At 60.9% G+C, this 20,085-nt stretch carries 19 protein-coding genes; 6 read left to right on the forward strand and 13 right to left on the reverse strand.

What is annotated here, in order from left to right:
* Positions 1–442 precede the first annotated feature (442 nt).
* Positions 443–658, reverse strand: a complete 216-nt coding sequence (gene rpsU, locus C5F70_RS27410) for a 30S ribosomal protein S21 (RefSeq protein ID WP_002551877.1) — start codon at positions 656–658, stop codon at positions 443–445.
* Between the two features lie 203 nt (positions 659–861).
* Here rpsU and tsaD point away from each other — a divergent pair, with 203 nt between their 5' ends.
* Positions 862–1,887 carry a tRNA (adenosine(37)-N6)-threonylcarbamoyltransferase complex transferase subunit TsaD gene (tsaD, locus tag C5F70_RS27415; RefSeq protein ID WP_017847821.1) on the forward strand — a complete coding sequence of 342 codons (1,026 nt, stop codon included), beginning with the start codon at positions 862–864 and terminating at the stop codon, positions 1,885–1,887.
* Between the two features lie 33 nt (positions 1,888–1,920).
* On the opposite strand, the gene plsY is transcribed toward tsaD, so the two are convergent.
* On the reverse strand, positions 1,921–2,490 hold the full coding sequence (plsY, locus tag C5F70_RS27420; protein ID WP_104904352.1) for a glycerol-3-phosphate 1-O-acyltransferase PlsY: 570 nt from the start codon (positions 2,488–2,490) through the stop codon (positions 1,921–1,923).
* Positions 2,491–2,562: 72 nt separating this feature from the next.
* On the opposite strand from plsY, the gene folB reads away from it, so the two are divergent.
* Positions 2,563–2,916 (forward strand): dihydroneopterin aldolase, encoded by a 354-nt coding sequence (gene folB, locus C5F70_RS27425; RefSeq protein ID WP_104904353.1) that lies wholly within the window; start codon positions 2,563–2,565, stop codon positions 2,914–2,916.
* Complete coding sequence (gene folK / locus C5F70_RS27430) at positions 2,907–3,425, forward strand: 2-amino-4-hydroxy-6-hydroxymethyldihydropteridine diphosphokinase (protein ID WP_046381854.1); 519 nt, start codon at positions 2,907–2,909, stop codon at positions 3,423–3,425. Before folB ends, folK begins: the two co-directional genes overlap by 10 nt.
* Here folK and C5F70_RS27435 read toward each other — a convergent pair.
* The 11 genes from C5F70_RS27435 to C5F70_RS27485 form a co-directional block, all read right to left on the reverse strand.
* On the reverse strand, positions 3,420–4,649 hold the full coding sequence (locus C5F70_RS27435; RefSeq protein ID WP_017847817.1) for a multifunctional CCA addition/repair protein: 1,230 nt from the start codon (positions 4,647–4,649) through the stop codon (positions 3,420–3,422). The genes folK and C5F70_RS27435 overlap by 6 nt on opposite strands.
* Before the next feature lie 63 nt (positions 4,650–4,712).
* Complete coding sequence (locus tag C5F70_RS27440; RefSeq protein WP_017847816.1) at positions 4,713–6,275, reverse strand: SpoVR family protein; 1,563 nt, start codon at positions 6,273–6,275, stop codon at positions 4,713–4,715.
* Positions 6,272–7,543, reverse strand: coding sequence for a YeaH/YhbH family protein (locus C5F70_RS27445; protein WP_017847815.1), 1,272 nt, complete (start codon positions 7,541–7,543; stop codon positions 6,272–6,274). Before C5F70_RS27445 ends, C5F70_RS27440 begins: the two co-directional genes overlap by 4 nt.
* A 113-nt stretch (positions 7,544–7,656) precedes the next feature.
* Positions 7,657–9,579, reverse strand: a complete 1,923-nt coding sequence (locus C5F70_RS27450) for a PrkA family serine protein kinase (protein ID WP_017847814.1) — start codon at positions 9,577–9,579, stop codon at positions 7,657–7,659.
* A gap of 285 nt (positions 9,580–9,864) precedes the next feature.
* A complete protein-coding gene (gene glpE / locus C5F70_RS27455) occupies positions 9,865–10,194 on the reverse strand; it encodes a thiosulfate sulfurtransferase GlpE (RefSeq protein ID WP_046489149.1) in 330 nt (109 codons plus the stop codon).
* Positions 10,195–10,227: 33 nt separating this feature from the next.
* Positions 10,228–11,079, reverse strand: coding sequence for a symmetrical bis(5'-nucleosyl)-tetraphosphatase (locus C5F70_RS27460; RefSeq protein ID WP_102618124.1), 852 nt, complete (start codon positions 11,077–11,079; stop codon positions 10,228–10,230).
* Positions 11,079–11,459 (reverse strand): Co2+/Mg2+ efflux protein ApaG, encoded by a 381-nt coding sequence (gene apaG / locus C5F70_RS27465; RefSeq protein WP_017847811.1) that lies wholly within the window; start codon positions 11,457–11,459, stop codon positions 11,079–11,081. Before apaG ends, C5F70_RS27460 begins: the two co-directional genes overlap by 1 nt.
* 107 nt (positions 11,460–11,566) lie before the next feature.
* Positions 11,567–12,379, reverse strand: coding sequence for a 16S rRNA (adenine(1518)-N(6)/adenine(1519)-N(6))-dimethyltransferase RsmA (gene rsmA / locus C5F70_RS27470; RefSeq protein WP_017847810.1), 813 nt, complete (start codon positions 12,377–12,379; stop codon positions 11,567–11,569).
* Positions 12,376–13,365, reverse strand: coding sequence for a 4-hydroxythreonine-4-phosphate dehydrogenase PdxA (gene pdxA, locus C5F70_RS27475; protein WP_104904354.1), 990 nt, complete (start codon positions 13,363–13,365; stop codon positions 12,376–12,378). The genes rsmA and pdxA overlap by 4 nt, the downstream gene beginning before the upstream one ends.
* Positions 13,362–14,702, reverse strand: coding sequence for a peptidylprolyl isomerase (locus C5F70_RS27480; protein WP_026140134.1), 1,341 nt, complete (start codon positions 14,700–14,702; stop codon positions 13,362–13,364). The genes pdxA and C5F70_RS27480 overlap by 4 nt, the downstream gene beginning before the upstream one ends.
* Positions 14,677–17,478: an LPS-assembly protein LptD gene (locus C5F70_RS27485; protein WP_104904355.1), complete on the reverse strand. Its 2,802-nt coding sequence runs from the start codon at positions 17,476–17,478 to the stop codon at positions 14,677–14,679. The genes C5F70_RS27480 and C5F70_RS27485 overlap by 26 nt, the downstream gene beginning before the upstream one ends.
* 130 nt (positions 17,479–17,608) lie before the next feature.
* Between C5F70_RS27485 and C5F70_RS27490 the strand changes: the two genes are divergently transcribed.
* The 3 genes from C5F70_RS27490 to C5F70_RS27500 are packed head-to-tail and all read left to right on the forward strand — an operon-like array spanning position 17,609 to position 20,074.
* Positions 17,609–18,634, forward strand: a complete 1,026-nt coding sequence (locus C5F70_RS27490; protein ID WP_104904356.1) for an aminoglycoside phosphotransferase family protein — start codon at positions 17,609–17,611, stop codon at positions 18,632–18,634.
* The gene (gene murU, locus C5F70_RS27495) at positions 18,631–19,305 is read left to right on the forward strand and encodes an N-acetylmuramate alpha-1-phosphate uridylyltransferase MurU (RefSeq protein ID WP_046489161.1); all 675 of its coding nucleotides are present in this window, start codon (positions 18,631–18,633) and stop codon (positions 19,303–19,305) included. The genes C5F70_RS27490 and murU overlap by 4 nt, the downstream gene beginning before the upstream one ends.
* 1 nt (position 19,306) lies before the next feature.
* On the forward strand, positions 19,307–20,074 hold the full coding sequence (locus C5F70_RS27500) for a TerB family tellurite resistance protein (protein WP_017847804.1): 768 nt from the start codon (positions 19,307–19,309) through the stop codon (positions 20,072–20,074).
* Positions 20,075–20,085: the final 11 nt, after the last annotated feature.

A 20,085-nucleotide genomic window follows, 5' to 3' on the forward strand; every position in this document is an offset into this window, starting at 1 on the left:
CTCGTCATCACTGCGTGGAAATGAGGGCCCGTGAAGTGCTCAAGCGCACGTATCGTATGGCTCGACCATCAATCGTCTGCTTGGGCTGTCAGGAAGTGTATCTGCCGAACATCCACTGACGTTAATTTCTACTCAGTCTGTTCGGCGAAGAAATGTTGCCCCGGCGTCCGGTCTTGGCCAATGGCGGGCCTCGGAAGCGCATCGATGGGCACAGCCGACACAGTCGATCGTCTGCTTGAAGAAATAAGTGTGCTCGTCAGTAGCCTTGTTAGACTCGTCAGAAGAGACGCGCACCGCTGGCAGAAGAGCCAGTCCTGACGTGTGAAGCAGTGTCTCGGTCGCGTGGGCGGCGTCGACGGTGAAGCATCAAGCGATATCCGCAAATGCCAACAGCCCGGCTTAGGGCCGGGCTTGGCAGAAGCTTGCTACGAACGTCTGTGTATTAGTACAGACGAACGGCGCGGCGCTGCTCGCGCTGAACTTTCTTGGCGTGACGCTTAACAGCGGCTGCTGCTTTACGCTTACGCTCAGAAGTTGGCTTCTCGTAAAATTCGCGGCTACGAACTTCAGCCAGAACACCGGCTTTTTCGCAGGAGCGCTTGAAACGACGCAGAGCTACGTCGAAGGGTTCGTTCTCTTTTACTTTGACGGCTGGCATCCAGAGCTACCTTCTTTCATTACCGGGAATCAACGTTCTCGTCGCAAAAAATTCGCGGCTGAGGTCGTCGGTTTTTAAGGGTTGCGGATGTTAACCCCTCATTGCCAGGAATGCAAAGCCTCTGATCGAAAACCGCTAGTCGGGAGGGGGAGTGGCGACTATTATGCGCGCCTTCGAATTCAGCCTCTACAAGGCGCAAACCCATGCTAGTACTGGGACTTGAAACCTCCTGCGACGAAACCGGTGTCGCACTTTACGACAGTGAACGCGGGCTTTTGGCCGATGCGCTGTTCAGTCAGATCGACTTGCATCGCGCCTATGGCGGCGTGGTGCCGGAGCTTGCCAGCCGTGATCACGTCAAACGCATGCTGCCGTTGATTCGGCAGGTGCTGGACGAGGCCGGCTGCGTGCCGACCGAGATCGATGCGATCGCCTACACCGCCGGCCCCGGATTGGTCGGAGCCCTGCTGGTTGGGGCTTCTTGCGCCCAGGCGCTGGCATTTGCCTGGGACATTCCGGCCCTCGGCGTACACCATATGGAAGGCCATTTACTGGCGCCGATGCTGGAAAAAACACCGCCGCAGTTCCCGTTCGTCGCTTTGTTGGTTTCGGGTGGCCATACGCAGCTGGTTCAGGTCGATGGGATCGGTCAATACACGCTATTGGGCGAGTCGCTGGACGATGCCGCCGGTGAGGCGTTCGACAAGACCGCGAAGATGATGGGCCTCAATTATCCCGGCGGTCCGGAAATCGCGCGCCTGGCCGAAAAAGGCGTCGCCGGTCGCTATACCTTCCCGCGTCCGATGTGTGATCGCCCGGGGCTGATGTTCAGCTTCAGCGGTTTGAAGACCTCTGCCTTGAATACCTGGCAGCACAGCGTCAGCGCCGGGGACGACAGTGAGCAAGCCCGTTGCGACATCGCGCTGGCGTTCCAGCAGGCTGTGGTGGAGACTTTGACCATCAAGTGCAAGCGCGCCCTGAAACAGGCGGGCATGCAGCGCCTGGTGATCGCAGGCGGCGTCAGCGCCAACAAGGCCTTGCGCGCATCCCTGGAAAAAATGCTCGGCGACATGAAGGGCGATGTGTTCTATGCGCGCCCTGAATTCTGCACCGACAACGGCGCGATGATCGCTTATGCCGGTTGCCAGCGCCTGCAGGCCGGGCAGCACGAAAGCCTGGCGATCAGCGTGCAGGCACGCTGGCCGATGGAGCAGTTGTCACCGTTGTAGGCGCTCAAGGTGAGCGGAATTCATCGGCCGGATTTAAAAATGCCGTTCGCGCCCGGCAAACAGGTCGCGTAAATTGCCGCGATGGCGCCAGACGATCAGCAGGGTCAGCGCACTCATCGGCAACAGCGCCGCCGGTTCCTGCCAGGCCAGCAACGGCAGGGTGAGCGGCGTGGCGATCAGCGCGGCCAGCGAGCTGGTGCGGGTCAGGTAGAAGGTCAGCAGCCAGGCGAGCATGGCCAGCAGCGCCGCCGGAGGGTAGATCCCCAGCAGCATGCCGGCCGCCGTGGCGACACCCTTGCCGCCGCGAAAACGAAAGTACAACGGAAACAGATGGCCGAGGACGGCGCACACGCCAACCCAGGCTTGCTGTTGCAGGGTAAGGCCGGCAAGGCTGGCGATCAGTACGGGCAACAGGCCCTTGCACACGTCGCCCAGCAGCGTCAGCACGGCGAGCTTCTTGCCGGCCAGGCGCAGCATGTTGGTGGCGCCGGCATTGCCTGAGCCACTCATTCGCGGGTCGGGATTTCCCGTCAGGCGGCTGAGCAAGATGGCGAAGGACAGCGAGCCGAGCAGGTAGGCGAAAATCGCCAGTGACCAAGACATGCTAACTATTCCGGGCGAGGACGCCCTGATTCTAACGGGGCATCGCGCCCTTGTCGTGCTGCGGAGAAGAGCTTGGACAGAGTGTTTATCGAAGGCCTGGAAGTCGACACCGTGATCGGGGCCTACGACTGGGAGCGCGGCATCAAGCAATGCTTGCGCCTGGACCTGAGTTTCGCCTGGGACAACCGCCCGGCCGCTGCGGGTGACGACCTCACCCTGGCACTGGATTACGCCAGTGTGTCCGCGCGTATCCAGGCCTTTGCCGAGCAGTCGCAGTACCAGTTGGTGGAAACCTTTGCCGGGCGTCTGGCCGAAGTGCTGATGAGCGAGTTCCAGATTCCCTGGCTGCACCTCAAGTTGACCAAGCCGGGGGCCGTGCCGGCCGCCAAGGGCGTGGGCGTGGAGATCGAGCGCGGATGTCGCTAACTCAGGTTTACCTTGGTCTTGGCAGCAATATCGAGCGCGAGCCCCATCTGTGCGCGGGCCTGGATGCACTCGCGGGCTTCTTGATCGACATGCGCTGCTCGGCGGTGTTCGAGAGCCAGCCGGTGGGCATCAAGAGCGGGCTGTTCTTCAATCTGGTGGTGTCGGCCTATACCGACCTGTCGTTGATGGAGCTGGATCGCCGGCTGAAGTCCATCGAGGCCGACAATGGCCGTTACGCGCCGGATCGCAAGGGCCTGCCGCTGGATATCGACGTGCTGCTGTACGGCGATCTGGTGGGCAACTTCGATGGCCTGATCCTGCCGCGTGCAGAAATCCTGAAAAACGCCTTCGTGCTGTGGCCGTTGTCGATGATGGCGCCAGATCGTGTACACCCTGAAGTGGGCAAGACGCTGGCTGAGCTGTGGCGGGATGCACAGATCGATCAGGTGCTGGCGCCCGTCGGATTCGAATGGCGGGGCCAGCAACTGACGCCGAGCGCGCTGCTATAGGGCGTGCTGTTCCTTGTAGGCTTTCAAGGTCTTGAGCCGTTCGCGCTTCAGGGCCTCGCCCAGTTCGGGGCCCTTGAAACCCTTCTCCAGCAACGGCGCCACCGCGACCTCGCGCGCGGCCTTTGCGGCGCCGCGTAAATAATCCGCCTGTGGATAACTGCGTTGTTCCAAGCCCTTGCGGCCGCGGGCGTCCATTTCACAGGCGACCACAAACTCTTCAAAGCGCTGCGGCCGCCGGTAAACGTCAAAACTCTGCAGCAACTCCAGCAATGTCGAGGCTTTCAACTCCAGCGCGCGATGCCCATGGGTGTGGTATTGGCCCACCAGCAGCGCCAGCTCCTGGCAGTCCCTCGGCGCCTTGAAGCGTTCATTGACCGCCTTGATCAGCTTCAGGCCGCGCTGCTCATGGGCAATATGCTGTGGCAACTTATCCACAGGCGTCAGGCCTTTGCCGACGTCATGCAGCAGGCAGGCCCAGCGCACTGTCAGCGGCTGGTGATGCAAGGCGGCCTGTTCGAGCACGCTCAAGGTGTGAACGCCGCTGTCGATCTCGGGGTGATGGGCTGCCGGCTGCGGCACGCCGAACAGGGCGTCGACTTCCGGCATCAAGGTTTTCAGTGCGGCGCAATCGCGCAGCACCTGGATGAATACCTGGGGCTGATCTTCCATCAGGGCACGGGAAATTTCCTTCCAGCTGCGCTCCGGCGTCAGGGCTTCGAGTTCACCGGATTCGCTGAGTTGACGCATCAGGTCCAGGGTTTGCGGCGCCACTGTAAAACCCAGGTGGGCGTAGCGCGCAGCAAAGCGCGCAACCCGCAATACGCGCAGGGGATCTTCGGCGAACGCCGGGGAAACGTGGCGTAAAATACGGGCTTCAAGGTCGCGCTGGCCGTGATAGGGGTCGGTCAGCCTGCCATCGTCGTCCTCTGCCATGGCGTTGATGGTCAGGTCGCGGCGGATCAGGTCTTCTTCCAGCGTGACGTCGGGGCTGGCGTGAAATACAAAGCCGCCATAGCCCCGGCCACTCTTGCGCTCGGTACGGGCGAGGGCGTACTCGTCGCCGTTTTTCGGGTCGAGGAATACCGGGAAGTCCGCGCCCACCGGTTTATAGCCCTTGGCGAGCATTTCCTCGGCCGTTGCGCCGACGACGACACGGTCGATATCGGTGACCTTGATGCCCAGAAGGCGGTCACGCACCGCGCCGCCGACTTTGTAGATTTTCATGAAAAAGCCTCCATTAGCCGCACAGGATAACGCCTGTGCCCGGCCAATGGAGGCTTTGCCGTTTCAGAGATGAACGACGGCCAGGTCCAGGCGGCCGTAGTCGTTATCGTTGTGATCGCTGCGTGGGGGGACGTGGTGGGTTTTCATCACCTGATCGCCCTGCAGGGTTTCCAGGTGGATGTCGAACCCCCACAGCCGATGCAGGTGCTTGAGTACTTCCTCGGTGGAGTCGCCCAGGGGTTTGCGGTCGTGCTGCTGGTGACGCAGGGTCAGCGAGCGGTCGCCGCGCACGTCGATGCTGTAGATCTGCACGTTGGGCTCGCGATTGCCCAGGTTGTACTGCGCCGCCAGGGTTTCGCGAATGGTGCGGTAGCCGGGCTCGTCGTGGATGGCCGGTACCACCAGGTCGTCCTTGAGGTCGTCATCGAGGATGCTGAACAGCTTGAGGTCGCGAATCACCTTGGGCGACAGGTACTGCAGGATGAAGCTCTCGTCCTTGAAGCTGCTCATGGCGAACTTGATGGTGGAAAGCCAGTCGGTGCCGGCGATTTCCGGGAACCAGTGGCGGTCTTCCTCAGTGGGGTTTTCGCACATGCGCCGGATGTCGCGATACATGGCAAAGCCCAGCGCATACGGGTTGATGCCGCTGTAGTACGGGCTGTCGAAGCCGGGTTGGAACACCACGCTGGTGTGGGAAGTGAGGAACTCCATCATGAAGCCGTCAGTGACCAGGCCTTCGTCGTACAGGTCGTTTATCAGGGTGTAGTGCCAGAATGTCGCCCAGCCTTCGTTCATCACCTGGGTCTGGCGCTGTGGGTAAAAGTACTGGGCGATCTTGCGCACGATACGCACGATTTCCCGTTGCCACGGCTCCAGCAGGGGCGCGTGCTTTTCCAGGAAATACAGGATGTTTTCCTGAGGTTCGGCGGGGAAGCGCGCATTGTCCTTGTCGCTGTTTTTGTCGGCGCGTTTGGGAATGGTGCGCCACAGGTCGTTGATCTGCTTCTGCAGGTGTTCCTCGCGCTCCTTCTGGCGCAGGCGTTCTTCTTCGGCGGAAATCGGATACGGGCGTTTGTAGCGATCGACGCCGTAGTTCATCAGGGCATGGCAGGAGTCGAGCAAGTCTTCCACCGCATCGATGCCGTGGCGCTCCTCGCACTGCATGATGTACTGCTTGGCGAACACCAGATAGTCGATGATCGAGCTGGCGTCGGTCCAGGTGCGAAACAGGTAGTTGCCCTTGAAGAAACTGTTATGCCCGTAGCAGGCATGAGCCACCACCAGCGCCTGCATGCAGATGGTGTTTTCTTCCATCAGGTAGGCGATGCAAGGGTCGGAGTTGATCACGATCTCGTAGGCCAGACCCATCTGGCCGCGGCTGTAGGACTTTTCGGTGCTGAGGAAGTGTTTGCCGTAGGACCAATGGTGGTAACCCAGGGGCATGCCTACCGAGGCGTAGGCATCCATCATCTGTTCGGCGGTGATCACTTCTATCTGGTTGGGGTAGGTGTCCAGGGCATAACCGGCCGCGATGCGGCTGATTTCCCGGTCGTAGGCCTGGATCAGTTCAAAGGTCCACTCAGACCCCGTGGAAATGGGTTGGCGTTTATGCTCTTTGGCGGTCATGTCACTAACCTGCGCTGGAAGAGTTCACGGAAGACCGGATAGATATCGCCGGCCGAGACCAATTGCTGCTGGGCGAACGTGTCGGCGAAGGCTTCGCCGATGCGCTCGTATTCGAACCACAGCGCCTGGTGCTCACGGGGGGTGATCTCGACATAAGTGTAGTACTGCACGAATGGCATGATCTGGTTGATCAAGATGTCGCGGCAGATCGGCGAGTCGTCATTCCAGTTGTCGCCGTCGGAGGCCTGCGCCGCGTAGATGTTCCAGTCGTTGGCCGGGTAGCGCTCGGCCATGATTTCCTGCATCAGTTTCAACGCGCTGGAGACGATGGTGCCGCCGGTTTCCCGTGAATAGAAGAATTCCTCCTCATCGACTTCCCGGGCGCTGGTGTGGTGGCGGATGAATACCACATCGATCTTGTCGTAATTGCGCTTGAGGAACAGGTACAGCAGGATGAAAAAGCGCTTGGCGATGTCTTTGGTGGCCTGGGTCATGGAGCCGGACACGTCCATCAGGCAGAACATCACCGCCTTGGAGCTTGGGTTGGGTTGTTTGACCAACAGGTTGTATTTCAAGTCGAAGGTGTCGAGGAACGGCACGCGGTGAATGCGCGCGCTGAGTTTCTCGATTTCTGTCTCGATTTCCTGGATATCGCCGAAGTTGTCCGGTTCTTCGCGTTTCAAGCGCGCCAACTCTTCCTTGGCCTCCTTCAATTTGGCGCGGCTGCTGCCGGACAGGGCGATGCGCCGGGCGTGTGCCGAACGCAGGGTGCGGATGATGTTGATCCGTGAAGGGTTGCCTTCGTTGCTGATCCCGGCGCGCACGGTCTTGAACGTGTCGGTGCCGGTCAGGTTGCGCTTGACCAGGTTGGGCAGTTCGAGGTCTTCGAACATGAACTCGAGGAATTCTTCCTGGGTGATCTGGAAGACGAACTCATCCATGCCTTCGCCGGAGTTACCCGCCTTGCCGGGGCCCTTGCCGCCGCCACCGCCTTGGGGGCGCTGGATGTGTTCGCCGGTGGTGAACTCCTTGTTGCCCGGATGCACGACAGTCTGCTTGCCACCCCGGCCGTGGTGCAGCACCGGTTCGTCGATGTCCCGTCCGGGAATGCTGATCTGTTCGCCATGCTCCATGTCGGTGATGGAACGGCGGCTGACGGCCTCTTCAACGGCCTTTTTGATGTGGTCACGGTAACGCCGCAGGAAACGTTGGCGGTTTACCGTGCTCTTGTTCTTGCCATTGAGGCGTCGGTCGATCACATAGCTCATGGGGAGCCCTCCGGGCAGCTTCACGTTACAAGCTTCAAGCCGCGAGCTGGAAGCTTAGAGACAAGCGGTCGACCGCCAGGCCATGGGCCTGGCAGTACACGCCCGTCGCTGCCTTACTGCGATTTGCGCACCCGCAGATACCACTCGGAGAGCAGCCGTACCTGTTTGTCGGTGTAGCCACGCTCGACCATCCGTGTAACGAAGTCGTTGTGTTTTTGCTGATCCTCCTTGCTGGCCTTGGCGTTGAAGCTGATGACCGGCAGCAGATCCTCGGTGTTGGAGAACATTTTCTTCTCGATGACCACCCGCAGCTTCTCGTAGCTGAGCCAAGTGGGGTTCTTGCCGTTGTTGTTGGCGCGGGCACGCAGCACGAAGTTGACGATTTCGTTGCGGAAATCCTTCGGATTGCTGATGCCGGCGGGTTTTTCGATCTTTTCCAGTTCCTCGTTGAGGGCTACGCGGTTGAGGATTTCGCCGGTTTCCGGGTCGCGGTATTCCTGGTCCTGAATCCAGAAGTCGGCATACAGCACGTAGCGGTCGAAGATGTTCTGGCCGTATTCGCTGTAGGATTCCAGGTAGGCGGTCTGGATTTCCTTGCCGATGAACTCGATATAGCGCGGCGCCAGGTATTCCTTGAGGAAGCGCAGGTAGCGTTCGCGGGTTTCGGCCTGGAATTGTTCCTGTTCGATCTGCTGCTCCAGCACATAGAGCAAGTGGACCGGGTTGGCGGCGATCTCGTGAGGGTCGAAGTTAAACACCTTGGACAGGATCTTGAACGCGAAGCGCGTCGACAGGCCATTCATGCCCTCATCCACGCCGGCGGTGTCGCGGTATTCCTGGATCGACTTGGCCTTCGGATCGGTGTCCTTGAGGTTTTCGCCGTCGTACACGCGCATTTTCGAATAGATATTCGAGTTCTCCGGCTCCTTGAGGCGCGACAGCACGGTGAATTGCGCGAGCATCTTCAAGGTGTCGGGCGCGCAATGGGCCTTGGCCAGGGAGCTGTTGAACAGCAGCTTGTCGTAGATCTTGATTTCATCGCTGACCCGCAGGCAGTACGGCACCTTGACGATGTAGATCCGGTCGATGAAGGCTTCGTTGTTCTTGTTGTTGCGGAAGGTGTGCCATTCCGATTCGTTGGAGTGGGCCAGCAGAATCCCGGTGAACGGAATCGCGCCGAGGCCTTCGGTACTGTTGTAGTTGCCTTCCTGGGTGGCGGTGAGCAGTGGGTGCAGGACCTTGATCGGAGCCTTGAACATCTCCACGAATTCCATCAGGCCCTGGTTGGCCCGGCACAGTGCGCCCGAGTAGCTGTAGGCGTCGGCGTCGTTTTGTGGGAATTCTTCCAGTTTGCGGATATCGACTTTGCCCACCAGCGCCGAGATGTCCTGGTTGTTCTCATCGCCCGGCTCGGTCTTGGCCACGCCGATCTGGTTGAGGATCGACGGGTAGAGTTTCACCACGCGGAACTGGCTGATGTCACCGCCGAACTCGGCCAGGCGCTTGGTGGCCCAGGGCGACATGATGGTGTTGAGGTAGCGCCGTGGGATGCCGAAGTCTTCTTCGAGGATCGCGCCATCTTCCGTGGCGTTGAACAGGCCCAGGGGCGACTCGAAGACCGGCGAACCCTTGATGGCGTAGAAGGGCACTTTCTCGATCAGTTGTTTGAGCTTTTCGGCCAGGGACGATTTACCGCCGCCAACCGGGCCGAGCAGGTAGAGGATTTGTTTCTTCTCTTCCAGGCCTTGGGCGGCGTGCCGGAAGTAGGAGACGATCTGGTCGATGCATTCTTCCATGCCGTGGAAGTCTTCAAAGGCCGGATAGCGGCGAATCACCTTGTTCGAGAAGATTCGCGACAGACGCGAGTTGTTGGAGGTGTCCACCAACTGCGGCTCGCCAATCGCCAGTAACAAACGCTCGGCGGCAGACGCGTAGGTGCTGCGGTCACGCTTGCACAGGTCGAGATACTCTTGCAGTGTGAGTTCTTCCTGCTGCGTGGACTCGAAACGTTGTTGGAAGTGGCTAAAAATACTCATGACGTCGTCACCTCGCTCGATACGTGGAGCCGACGCCGGATCAATCAGTCGATGCTGGCAGTCATTGACGAACGCCAATGGCCGTTTTCCCCCCAGAACACCCTGAAACGCTACCGATGACCCGCACGCCGGTGTACCGGCTCTCCCCTGATTCGGATGGCCTGCGCTTAAGGATAGTTCGGAATCCGCGAGGTAAAGGAGGGATACGCAATTAGTTTGGGTGCGCCGTTCGTCAGAAACGGCGCAAGCCCAAGCGTCACGCGGGGTGGCGGGGTGTGAAAAAAATTATTGCGAATCGCCGGAGGCAATTTCTGCAGGATAGGTCGTATGCCACAGCTCAAAGCCACCGTCCAGACTGTAGACGTCGGAGAAGCCCTGGCTGATCAGATAGGCGGCCGCGCTCTGGCTGGAATTGCCGTGATAGCAGGCCACGATCACCGGCGCGTCGAGGTCGGCGGCGCGGATGAAATCGGCGATGTTGTGGTTGTCCAGGTGCCGGGCGCCTTTGATGTGCTTCAGGGCGTAGGCCTGCGGATCACGAATATCCACCACCACCGCGCCTTGTTCGCGCAGGGCCTGGGCTTGTTCGGGTGGGATACGTTTGAATTCGCTCATGGCGGGCTCCTTGGGTTTGGCTGCAAGCGGCGTCTAGCGCTTCGCGGCAACCGACGGGGTCACGGGAAGAGGGGAAGGGCACTGGCAGCTCAGGCGCTCGCCGGTGTCGATGTTCATCAGGGTCATGGCGCCGCCCCACACGCAGCCGGTGTCGAGGGCGAACACGCCGGGTTCATCGCATTTGCCTTCGAGGGCCGCCCAGTGACCGAAGATGATCTTCGTGTCGCGGGTCTTGCGTTCCTTGTGGGCGAACCACGGTTTGTAGCCGGGCAGCGCGGTGTCGGCGCCTTCCTTGCTCTTGAGGTCCAGTTTGCCGTCGGCGGTGCAGAAGCGCATGCGTGTGAAATAGTTGGTGATCACGCGCAGGCGGGCGACGCCCGTCAGGTCGTTGTCCCATTTCACCGGTTCATTGCCGTACATGCCGTCGAGATAGGCGATGTACAGGTTGTCATCGGCCAGGGCGCTTTCGACTTCGGCGGCGCACTTGAGGGCTTTTTTCAGCGTCCACTGCGGTGGAATGCCGGCATGGACCAGCACCATGTCGCGCTGCTCGTCGTAGTGCAGGATCTTTTGCCGGCGCAGCCAGTCCAGCAAGTCGGCGCGATCCGGGGCCTCGAGGATTTCCCGCAGGGTATCGGCTTTTTTCAGGCGCTCGATGTTACTGCCGGCCGCGAGCAGGTGCAGGTCGTGGTTGCCCAGTACGCACACCAGGGAATCGCGCAGGCCATATAAGTAGCGCAGGGTCTCCAGGGACTCGGGGCCACGATTGACCAGGTCGCCTACCAGCCACAGGCGATCGTTCGCCGGGTCGAAGGCCACGCGCTCGAGCAGGCACTTGAGGGGCTGCAGGCAGCCTTGCAGGTCGCCGACCGCATAGGTTGCCATCAGTGCAAGGCTCCGGGCACGGCCAGGCGAAATGGCTTGATGATCGCGTCGAACAGTTTGCCGTCAGTGGCTTTCATCTGATACGAGCCTTGCATGGTGCCGACCTTGGACGTCATCACCGTGCCGCTGCTGTAGGTATGGCTGGCGCCGATATCGATCAGCGGTTGCTGGCCGACCACGCCGGCACCCCGCACCTCCTCCACTTGACCGTCACCGTCGGTGATCACCCAGTGGCGTGACAGCAGCTTGGCCGGCACCAGCCCGTTGTTTTTCACCGTGATGGTGTAGGCAAAGGCGAAACGGTTGTGTTCAGGTTGCGATTGGTCCGCCAGGAAGCGGGTAACGACGCTGACGTCGATCTGGTAGCGAGGATCGGACATGCAAGAGGCCTTAAAAGCAAAAGCGGAGGACAGCAGATGCGGATCAGTCTAGGCCAAGAGACGGGCACTAGGCCAGACATGCTGTCGGGCCTGGTGCAGGGCGGGCTTCAGTCCGCGACGGGCGGCGGCTGGATCGCAAGCTGGTCGGCCAGGCGCACGAATGCGGCCAGGTCCAGTTGTTCCGGGCGCAGGCTGCCGTCGACGCCAGCGGCTTCGATCTCGGCGTTGCTCAACAGCGCTTTGAGTGTATTGCGCAGGGTCTTGCGGCGCTGGTTGAAGGCTTCGCGCACGACGCGCTCCAACAGTTTATGATCCTTGGCCGGGTGCGGCAGCACGGCGTGAGGCACCAGGCGCACGATGGCTGAATCGACCTTCGGCGGCGGGTTGAACGCGCCCGGGCCAACATTGAACAGGTGTTCGACGCGGCAGTGGTACTGAACCATGATCGACAGGCGGCCCCAATCGCCGCCGCCAGGGCCGGCGGCCAAGCGCTCAACCACTTCCTTCTGCAGCATGAAGTGCATGTCGCGGATGATCCCTGCGTTGTTCAGCAGGTGGAAGATCAGCGGCGTGGAGATGTTGTACGGCAGGTTACCCACCACCCGCAGGCTGTTGGGCGCGGCATTGAGGCTGGTGAAGTCGAACTTCAGCGCATCGCCCTGGTGCAGGATGAAGTTGGACTTGCCGCCAAACTGCTGATTGAGGATCGGGATCAGGTCTTTATCGAGCTCAACCACATCCAGTTGCGCGCCGCTGGCCAGCAGGCCTTGGGTCAGTGCGCCCTGGCCCGGGCCGATTTCCAGCAGACGGTCTTCGGGCTTGGCATGGATGGAGCGCAGGATGCGGTCGATCACGCCAGCGTCGTGCAGGAAGTTTTGCCCGAAGCGCTTGCGCGCCCGGTGTTGGTAATGCTCGGTCATATACGGGTCTCGGCCATCTGATAGGCGGTTTCCAGGGCCACGCGCAGGCTGCCGGTATCGATCTTGCCGCTGCCCGCCAGGTCCAGGGCGGTGCCATGGTCGACGGAAGTGCGGATGATCGGCAGGCCCAGCGTCACGTTGACTGCGGCGCCGAAGCCTTTGTATTTCAGCACGGGCAGCCCCTGGTCATGGTACATCGCCAGCACTGCGTCGCAGTGCTCCAGATATTTGGGGGTAAACAGAGTGTCCGCGGGCAATGGGCCGCGCAGGTCCATGCCGTCTTGGCGCAGACGCTCCAGGGTGGGTTCGATGATGTCGATTTCTTCATGGCCCAGGTGGCCGCCCTCACCGGCGTGGGGGTTGAGCCCGCAGACCAGGATGCGCGGTTGGGCGATGCCGAATTTCTGTTGCAGGTCGGCATGCAGGATGCGCGTGACGCGCTCCAGGCGTTCGACGGTGATGGCATCGGCCACGTCGCGCAACGGCAAATGCGTGGTCACCAGGGCGACGCGCAGGCCATGTGTGGCCAGCATCATCACGACTTGGGGGGTGTGGGTCAGTTCGGCGAGGAATTCGGTATGGCCGGAAAAGGCGATGCCGGATTCGTTGATCACACCCTTGTGTACGGGGGCGGTGATCATGCCGGCGAAGTCGCCGTCGATACACCCTTGCCCGGCACGGGTCAGGGTTTGCAGCACAAAGGCCGCATTGGTCTTGTCCAGTTGCCCGGCGACCACCTTGGCCTGCAGCGGGGTATCCCACACATACAGGCTGCCCGCGGGAGCCGGCAGGTCGGGCCAGTTACCCGGCGCAACGTCCAGCAGCTTGACGGCCACGCCCAGTTGCGCGGCCCGCTCAAGGAGCAGGTCGCGGCTGGTAATGGCGATCAGGGGGTGTGGCTGGGGCTGCGAGGCGAGCAGCAGGCACAGGTCTGGACCAATGCCGGCCGGCTCGCCGGGTGTCACCGCGAAACGCTGGGGTTTCACTGATTTGCCTGGTTGGTGCCTGTTTGCTCGGCGCCTGGCAGTTTGTTTTCTACGTAGGCTTCGTCACGGATCTGACGCAGCCAGGTTTGCAGCTCTTCATCGTACTTGCGGTTGCGCAGGACGGTCAGGGCTTGCTGTTCGCGGGCCTGGCTGGTGTTGTCGGTGGCGCGGCGGCCAAGGACTTCCAGTACATGCCAGCCATATTGCGTCTTGAACGGTTTGGACAGTACGCCTTGCGGGGTCTTGGCCATCACTTCCTGGAACTCCGGCACCAATGCTTTCGGGTCGATCCAGTTGAGGTCGCCACCGTTGAGGGCGGAACCCGGGTCTTCCGAGAAGCTTTTGGCCAGGGTGGCAAAGTCTTCGCCGCTTTCGATGCGGTCATAGATCTTCTGGGCCAGTTCCTTGGTTTGCGCTTCGGTGCGGATTTCGCTTGGTTTAACCAGGATGTGACGAACGTGGACTTCGTCTTTCAGCGAGGTCTCGCCGCCACGACGTTCCAGCAACTTGAGGATGATGAAGCCGCCTGGGGTGCGGGCTGGCTGGGTAATGCCTCCCACTTCCATGGCACTCAGCTCACGGTCGAACGGCGGTGGCAATTGAGCGGCTTTACGCCAGCCCATATCGCCGCCTTCCAGGGCGTTGTCGCTGCCGGATTGGGCGATTGCCATCTGGGCGAAGTCGGCACCGGCCTTCAGGCGATCATAGATAGCCTGGGTTTTGGCGGCGGCTGCATTGAGCTGCTCAGAGTTGGCGCTGTCCGGGGTCGGGATCAGGATGTTGGCCAGGTGCAGTTCTTCGGAGAGCTGCATCTTGCCCAGGTCCGATGCGAGGAAGTTCTTCACTTCCTGCTCGGACACCTGAACCCGCTCGGCCACACGACGCTGACGCACACGGCTGATGATCATTTCGCGGCGGATCTGGTCACGCGCGTCCTCATAGGACAGGCCGTCGTGGGCCAGGGCGGCGCGGAACTGATCGATGCTCATGTTGTTGCGTTGCGCGATCGTGCCGACAGCCTGGTTCAGTTCTTCGTCCGAAATACGGATGCCGGAACGATCGCCGATCTGCAATTGCAGGTTTTCGACGATCAGGCGCTCCAGCACCTGTTGGTCCAGGACGCTGGTAGGCGGCACACCACCGCCACGCTTGGCGATGGTTTGCTGAACTTCCTTGACCCGTTGGTCCAGTTGGCTCTGCATGATCACGTCGTTATCGACGATGGCCACGACCTTATCCAGCTGTTGAACCGCGGCATGCGCCGATGCGGTACCCAGGAACAGCGCGCCCAGCACGAGCGGGCGCAGACAATCAGAAAGCTTGATCTTCACGTTCACGATAACCTTGAATGCCTTTGTCGAGGAAGCTCTCTACCTTGGCGCCGGTCAGGCCGCCGAGTCCTTTGAGGACGATCTGGAAGAAGAGCCCGTGGTCACCCTTTTCGTTAAGCGGGGCGATCTGGCTGTATTCGTCGTTGGAAACCCAGTAACGGTTGATGACGCGCAGTTTCCAGCAGCAGTTGTCGTACTCGAAACCACCGAAGGCTTCCAAGGTACGGTTGCGGGCGTAGTCGTACTGCCAGCGGGTAATCATGTTCCACTGGGGAATGATCGGCCACATCATCGAGAAGTCGTGTTGTTGGATTTTGTAGTAATCCTTCACGAAGTTTGGTTGGCCTTCCGTGCCGTAGTCGCCGCCAAACTGCCATTTACCGGTCAGTTGGTTGTAGACCACTTGGTCGTTGCGATAGCGATAACCGAGGTTGACGACCTTGTTCGGGTTGTCTTCCGGCTGGTAGTGGAACATCGCGCTGCCGGAACGTGGGGCGTGGCTTTCCGTGTCCCAGTTGTAATCGGCAGTGGCGCGCCAGTCGCGGTTGAAGCGGAACTCGTAGTCCAGCGCGATCGGCGAAACGTCGCTCTGGGCGTCGGCGCGGTCGGCTGCCAGGATGCCGGGCAGTTGAACTTCGCGGTCCTTGAAGTACAGGGCCTGGCCGACGCTGACGCGTTGGCGTTCGAAGCCGTTTTCTTCGATCCAGCGGCTGGTGAGGCCCAGGGACAGCTTGTTCTCATCGCCGATCCGGTCGGTGCCGCTGAAGCGGTTGTCACGGAACAGCGAGGCATAGCTGAACGAGTATTCGCTGGTGTCGAAAACCGGGATGTCGCTCTGGTCTTTATTCGGAACATAAAGGTAGAACGCGCGCGGCTCGAGGGTTTGGCGATAGTCTTTGCCGAACCAGTTGGTGTTGCGGTCGAAGTACAGGCCGCTGTCGACGCTGGCGATTGGCACGGCGCGATCTTGCGAGCTCTTGAACGTCTGGCCGGCTGCAGCCATTTGCGTCTTGCCCGTACCGTCAAGGTCGAGATCGTACTTGGTATAGACGTACTTCAACTTCGGCGTAATAAAGCCGTAGGTCCAGTTCATCGGGTAGTCGACGGCGGGGGCCGCGTTCAAGCGAGTACCGTTTGCACGGGTCAGGCCTGTGACGTAAGTGTCCAGACGACGCTCACCTACCGTACCATCCGCATTGAACGGGCCACCATCTTCATTGGTGACATTGCCGCTTCTGAGGTCTCGATCAAACCGTACAGCTTCAGTCTCATAAGAGAAGTTCAGGCCGCCGGGGTGATACGGCAGAGCGCCATTAAAAGTGATCTGAGGCAGTCGGTCATAAGGCGTGATTTGGGAGATCGTCGCCAATTGATACGCTTGGACGTTCAGGCGCGCCTGGTAAGAGTCGCCACGATAGGTCAAAGAGCCTTGTTGGTTGAGGAAGTCTCGGCTCTCTACGCCTTCTTCATATGACTTCAGATCCTGAAAGTAGAACGGATCACTGATCTTGGTGTAATCCACCTGAGTCGTCAGGCGCGAATCCAGCCCGCCCTTATGCTGCCAATTGAGCATATAACGGGTTTTTTCGTAATCGGTCTGCTTGCTGCGTTCGTCGCTGTCGTCGTTCAGGTACGCGCCGCCGAACTGGCCTTCGCTGGATTTGGTGAGGTAGCGGAATTCGCCTTCCATCAACAAGCCGCGCTTGGTCATGTATTGCGGGTACAACGTGGCGTCGTAGTTCGGTGCCAGGTTGAAGTAGTACGGTGTCACCAGCGTAAAGCCAGTCTCGCTGCCGGTGCTGAAGCTCGGCGGCAGGAAGCCGGATTGACGACGGTTGTCGATCGGGAAATAGATGTAAGGGGTATACAGGATCGGGATGTTCTTGATCCGCAACGTCGCGTTGGTGGCCGTACCGAAACCGGTGGCCGGGTTCAACGTGATGTTGTTGCCCTTGAGCTGCCAGGCGTTGCTGTCTGGCTCGCAGGTGGTGTACGTACCGTCCTTGAGACGGATGATCGCGTTTTCGGCGCGCTTGGCGTACAGCGCGTTACCGCGGATGCGTGACTTGTGCATCACGTATTCGGCGTTGTCGATCTGTGCCGCGCCGGTATCGAGCTGGACCTGGGCGTGGTCGCCGACGATCAGCGCGCCGTTGTCGCGCAGGCGGACGTTGCCGTTCAGCTCGCCACGGTTCTCGGCCTGGTACAGGCTGGCTTCTTCAGACTCCAGCTGCATGCTGCCTTGGCGCATGACGACGTCACCGGCCAGGGTCGCGACCTGCTGTTCCTGCTCGTAACGCGAGGCCTTGGCGCCGATGAAGGTCGGCGCATCGCTCTTGTTCGTCTTGTCGTTCATGCCAGGACGAATCGGCTCGATGTACGCGCCGGAGCAATAAGGACCGGTTTCCGCCAGTTGGGCGGCGGTCAGCTTCTCGCGAGGCACCCAGTCCAAGTGGCTGTAGTCGGCGCTGCGCGAACGCAGGCCACGGCCCTTGGATTCGGTGACCAGCATGGTCTTCGGCTCGGCCTCGGTGCTGCCTTCAGCGTTGGCTTGCGCCGTGCCGTTGGCCGAGCTGACGGCTGCACCGTCATGCACCGGGCGCGGTGGCAATGGGGCGGCGGCGGTTTTCGGCGCGCAATCCCAGGCACCCGAAGCAGAGACTGAGCAGTCATACTGTTCCGCGGCGACCACGAATGAGGTGGCGAAAGGTTGCATGGCCAGCAGACTGCCGGTTACCAGCAACGGAAATTTTCTACGAAACGCGGGGGATTTCAATGCCATCTTATTAGTCCGGGCTTCCTGCGTGCCATCTGCCCGCGGTGTGGGCCGCACGCCTCTCGATGGTCTGAAAAAGATGCGTGATAATAAAGCATGACCCGCTTGACGGCTAGCGCCGTCGGAGACCCTTGTAATGCCCGAGCAAGATCTACGTTTACAACAGCTGAAAGTCTGGCTGGATGAGCAGTTGCCGATCCTCTTCAACGCTCAGGATTGGGGCGCCGTACCCCCGGCCACATTGACCGCGGCCAGTAGCGACGCGAGTTTCAGGCGCTACTTCCGCTGGGAAGGCGGGGCGCATACTTTCGTGGTGATGGACGCTCCACCCCCCCAGGAAAACTGCAAACCTTTCGTCGATATCGCCGATTTACTGGCGAAATCGGCAATCAATGTGCCAAAAATTTATGCAGAAGATTTGCCGCGCGGCTTTCTTTTGCTCAACGACCTGGGCAGAAAAACCTACCTGGACGTGATTGACGAGCAAAATGCCGATCAATTGTTCGCCGATGCCATCGACGCCTTGCTGGCTTTCCAGCAGTTGCCGATGGACGCGCCGCTGCCCAGCTATGACGTCGCTTTACTGCGCCGCGAGCTGGAACTCTTCCCCGAATGGTATGTGCGCCGCCACCTGGGGATCGAATTCGACGCGCACCAGCAGGCGCTCTGGCAGCGTGTCAGCGAGCGCCTGATCGACAGCGCCCTGGCCCAGCCGAAAGTGCTGGTACACCGCGACTATATGCCGCGCAACCTGATGATCAGCGCGCCGAACCCCGGTGTGCTGGATTTCCAGGACGCGGTCTACGGCCCGGTGACCTACGACATCACCTGCCTGTTCAAGGACGCGTTCCTCAGTTGGCCCCAGGCCCGCGTGCGCGAATGGCAGCGCGGTTATTGGCAGCGCGCCGTAACCCTGGGCATCCCGGTGCAGGCGGATTTCGACGACTTCCAGCGTGCCAGCGACCTGATGGGCGTGCAGCGTCACCTCAAAGTGATCGGTATCTTCGCGCGTATCTGCCACCGCGACGGCAAACCACGCTACCTGGCCGACGTGCCGCGCTTCTTTGCCTATATAGAAGCGGTACTGGCGGACCGTCCGGAGTTGGGCGAACTGGCGGAGCTGCTGGCCAGCCTGCGCCAACCCGCCGAGGCGAGCGTATGAAGGCGATGATCCTGGCGGCCGGCAAAGGCGAGCGGATGCGCCCGCTCACCTTGCACACGCCCAAGCCGCTGGTGCAAGCGGGCAGCAAACGCCTGATCGAGTATCACCTGGAGGCGCTGGCCAGGGCCGGGTTCACCGATGTCGTGATCAACCATGCGTGGCTCGGCCAGCAGATTGAAAACTACCTGGGCGACGGTGCGCAGTTTGGCCTGCGCATCCGCTACTCCCCCGAGGGCGAACCGTTGGAAACCGGCGGCGGGATTTTCCAGGCGCTGCCGTTGCTGGGGGATGAACCCTTTCTGGTGGTCAATGGCGATATCTGGACCGATTACGACTTCGCCCAACTCCAGCGCCCGCTCCAGGGCCTGGCCCATTTGGTGATGGTCGATAACCCGGCGCATCACCCCTCGGGCGGGGATTTCCACCTGGATCATGGTGTGCTTCATGATGCGGCGCCCGGTGCCGATAACCTGACCTTCAGTGGCATATCAGTGCTCGACCCCAAGTTGTTCGCGGGTTGCAGCACCGGTGCCTTCAAGCTGGCGCCGCTGTTGCGCGCGGCCATGGCGCAAGGTCAAGTAACGGGAGAACACATGACGGGACGCTGGATCGATGTCGGCACGCTGGAGCGCCTGGCGCAAGTCGAAACCCTGCTGACAGCGGGGCGCTAAGATGTTGTGGCCTGGGACGCTGATCGGCGCCGGGGCTGGCTTTGCCATTGCCAGTATTCCGGGGGCCTTGTTGGGAGCCTTGCTCGGGCAGGCGCTGGATCGCCGCCTGCAACTGCACAGCTGGGCACAGTTGCGTGAGCGCCTGGGCGGGCGCCCGGCGTTGCGCAATGACGAACTGTTGTTTGTGCTGCTGGGCCGCCTGGCCAAAAGCAATGGCCGCGTGGCGGACGGGCATATCCAGCAGGCACGCCAGGAAATGCGCGCGCTGGACATGACCGAACCGGCCCAGCGTCGGGCGATTGCGGCGTTCAACCGCGGTAAATCCGGCTCTGACCGGGTGCGCGCCTACCTGCGCGTCCTCAAGTCCCAGCCCCATGCGTCAGAAGGCGTGTTGCGCGCCTGTTGGCGCATGGCCTGGGCGGATGGCCGCGCGGATGATGCCGAGCGTGACCTGATCAACTTGTGGGGCAAGTGGTTGGGCTGGACGCCGCAACAGCTTCAGGCGCTGGCCGCCGATTACGCGCCGGAGCGCAAGCCGGTGGCCAGCCGTGGCGCCGCGTATCAGGAGGCGTTGCGGATTCTGGGGGTGACCAGCACCACCGAGCCCTCGGCGATCAAGCGCGCCTACCGCCGCCTGCTCAGCCGCCACCATCCAGACAAGATCGCCGGTAGCGGCGCCAGCCCCGCGCAAGTGCGTGAGGCCACCGAGCGAACCCGAGAACTGCATAACGCCTATACGTTGATTCGCGAGCGGCGGGATTTCCGCTAGTCATCCCATTT

It is taken from the genome of Pseudomonas sp. LH1G9 (assembly GCF_002949975.1).
Taxonomy (GTDB): domain Bacteria; phylum Pseudomonadota; class Gammaproteobacteria; order Pseudomonadales; family Pseudomonadaceae; genus Aquipseudomonas; species Aquipseudomonas veronii.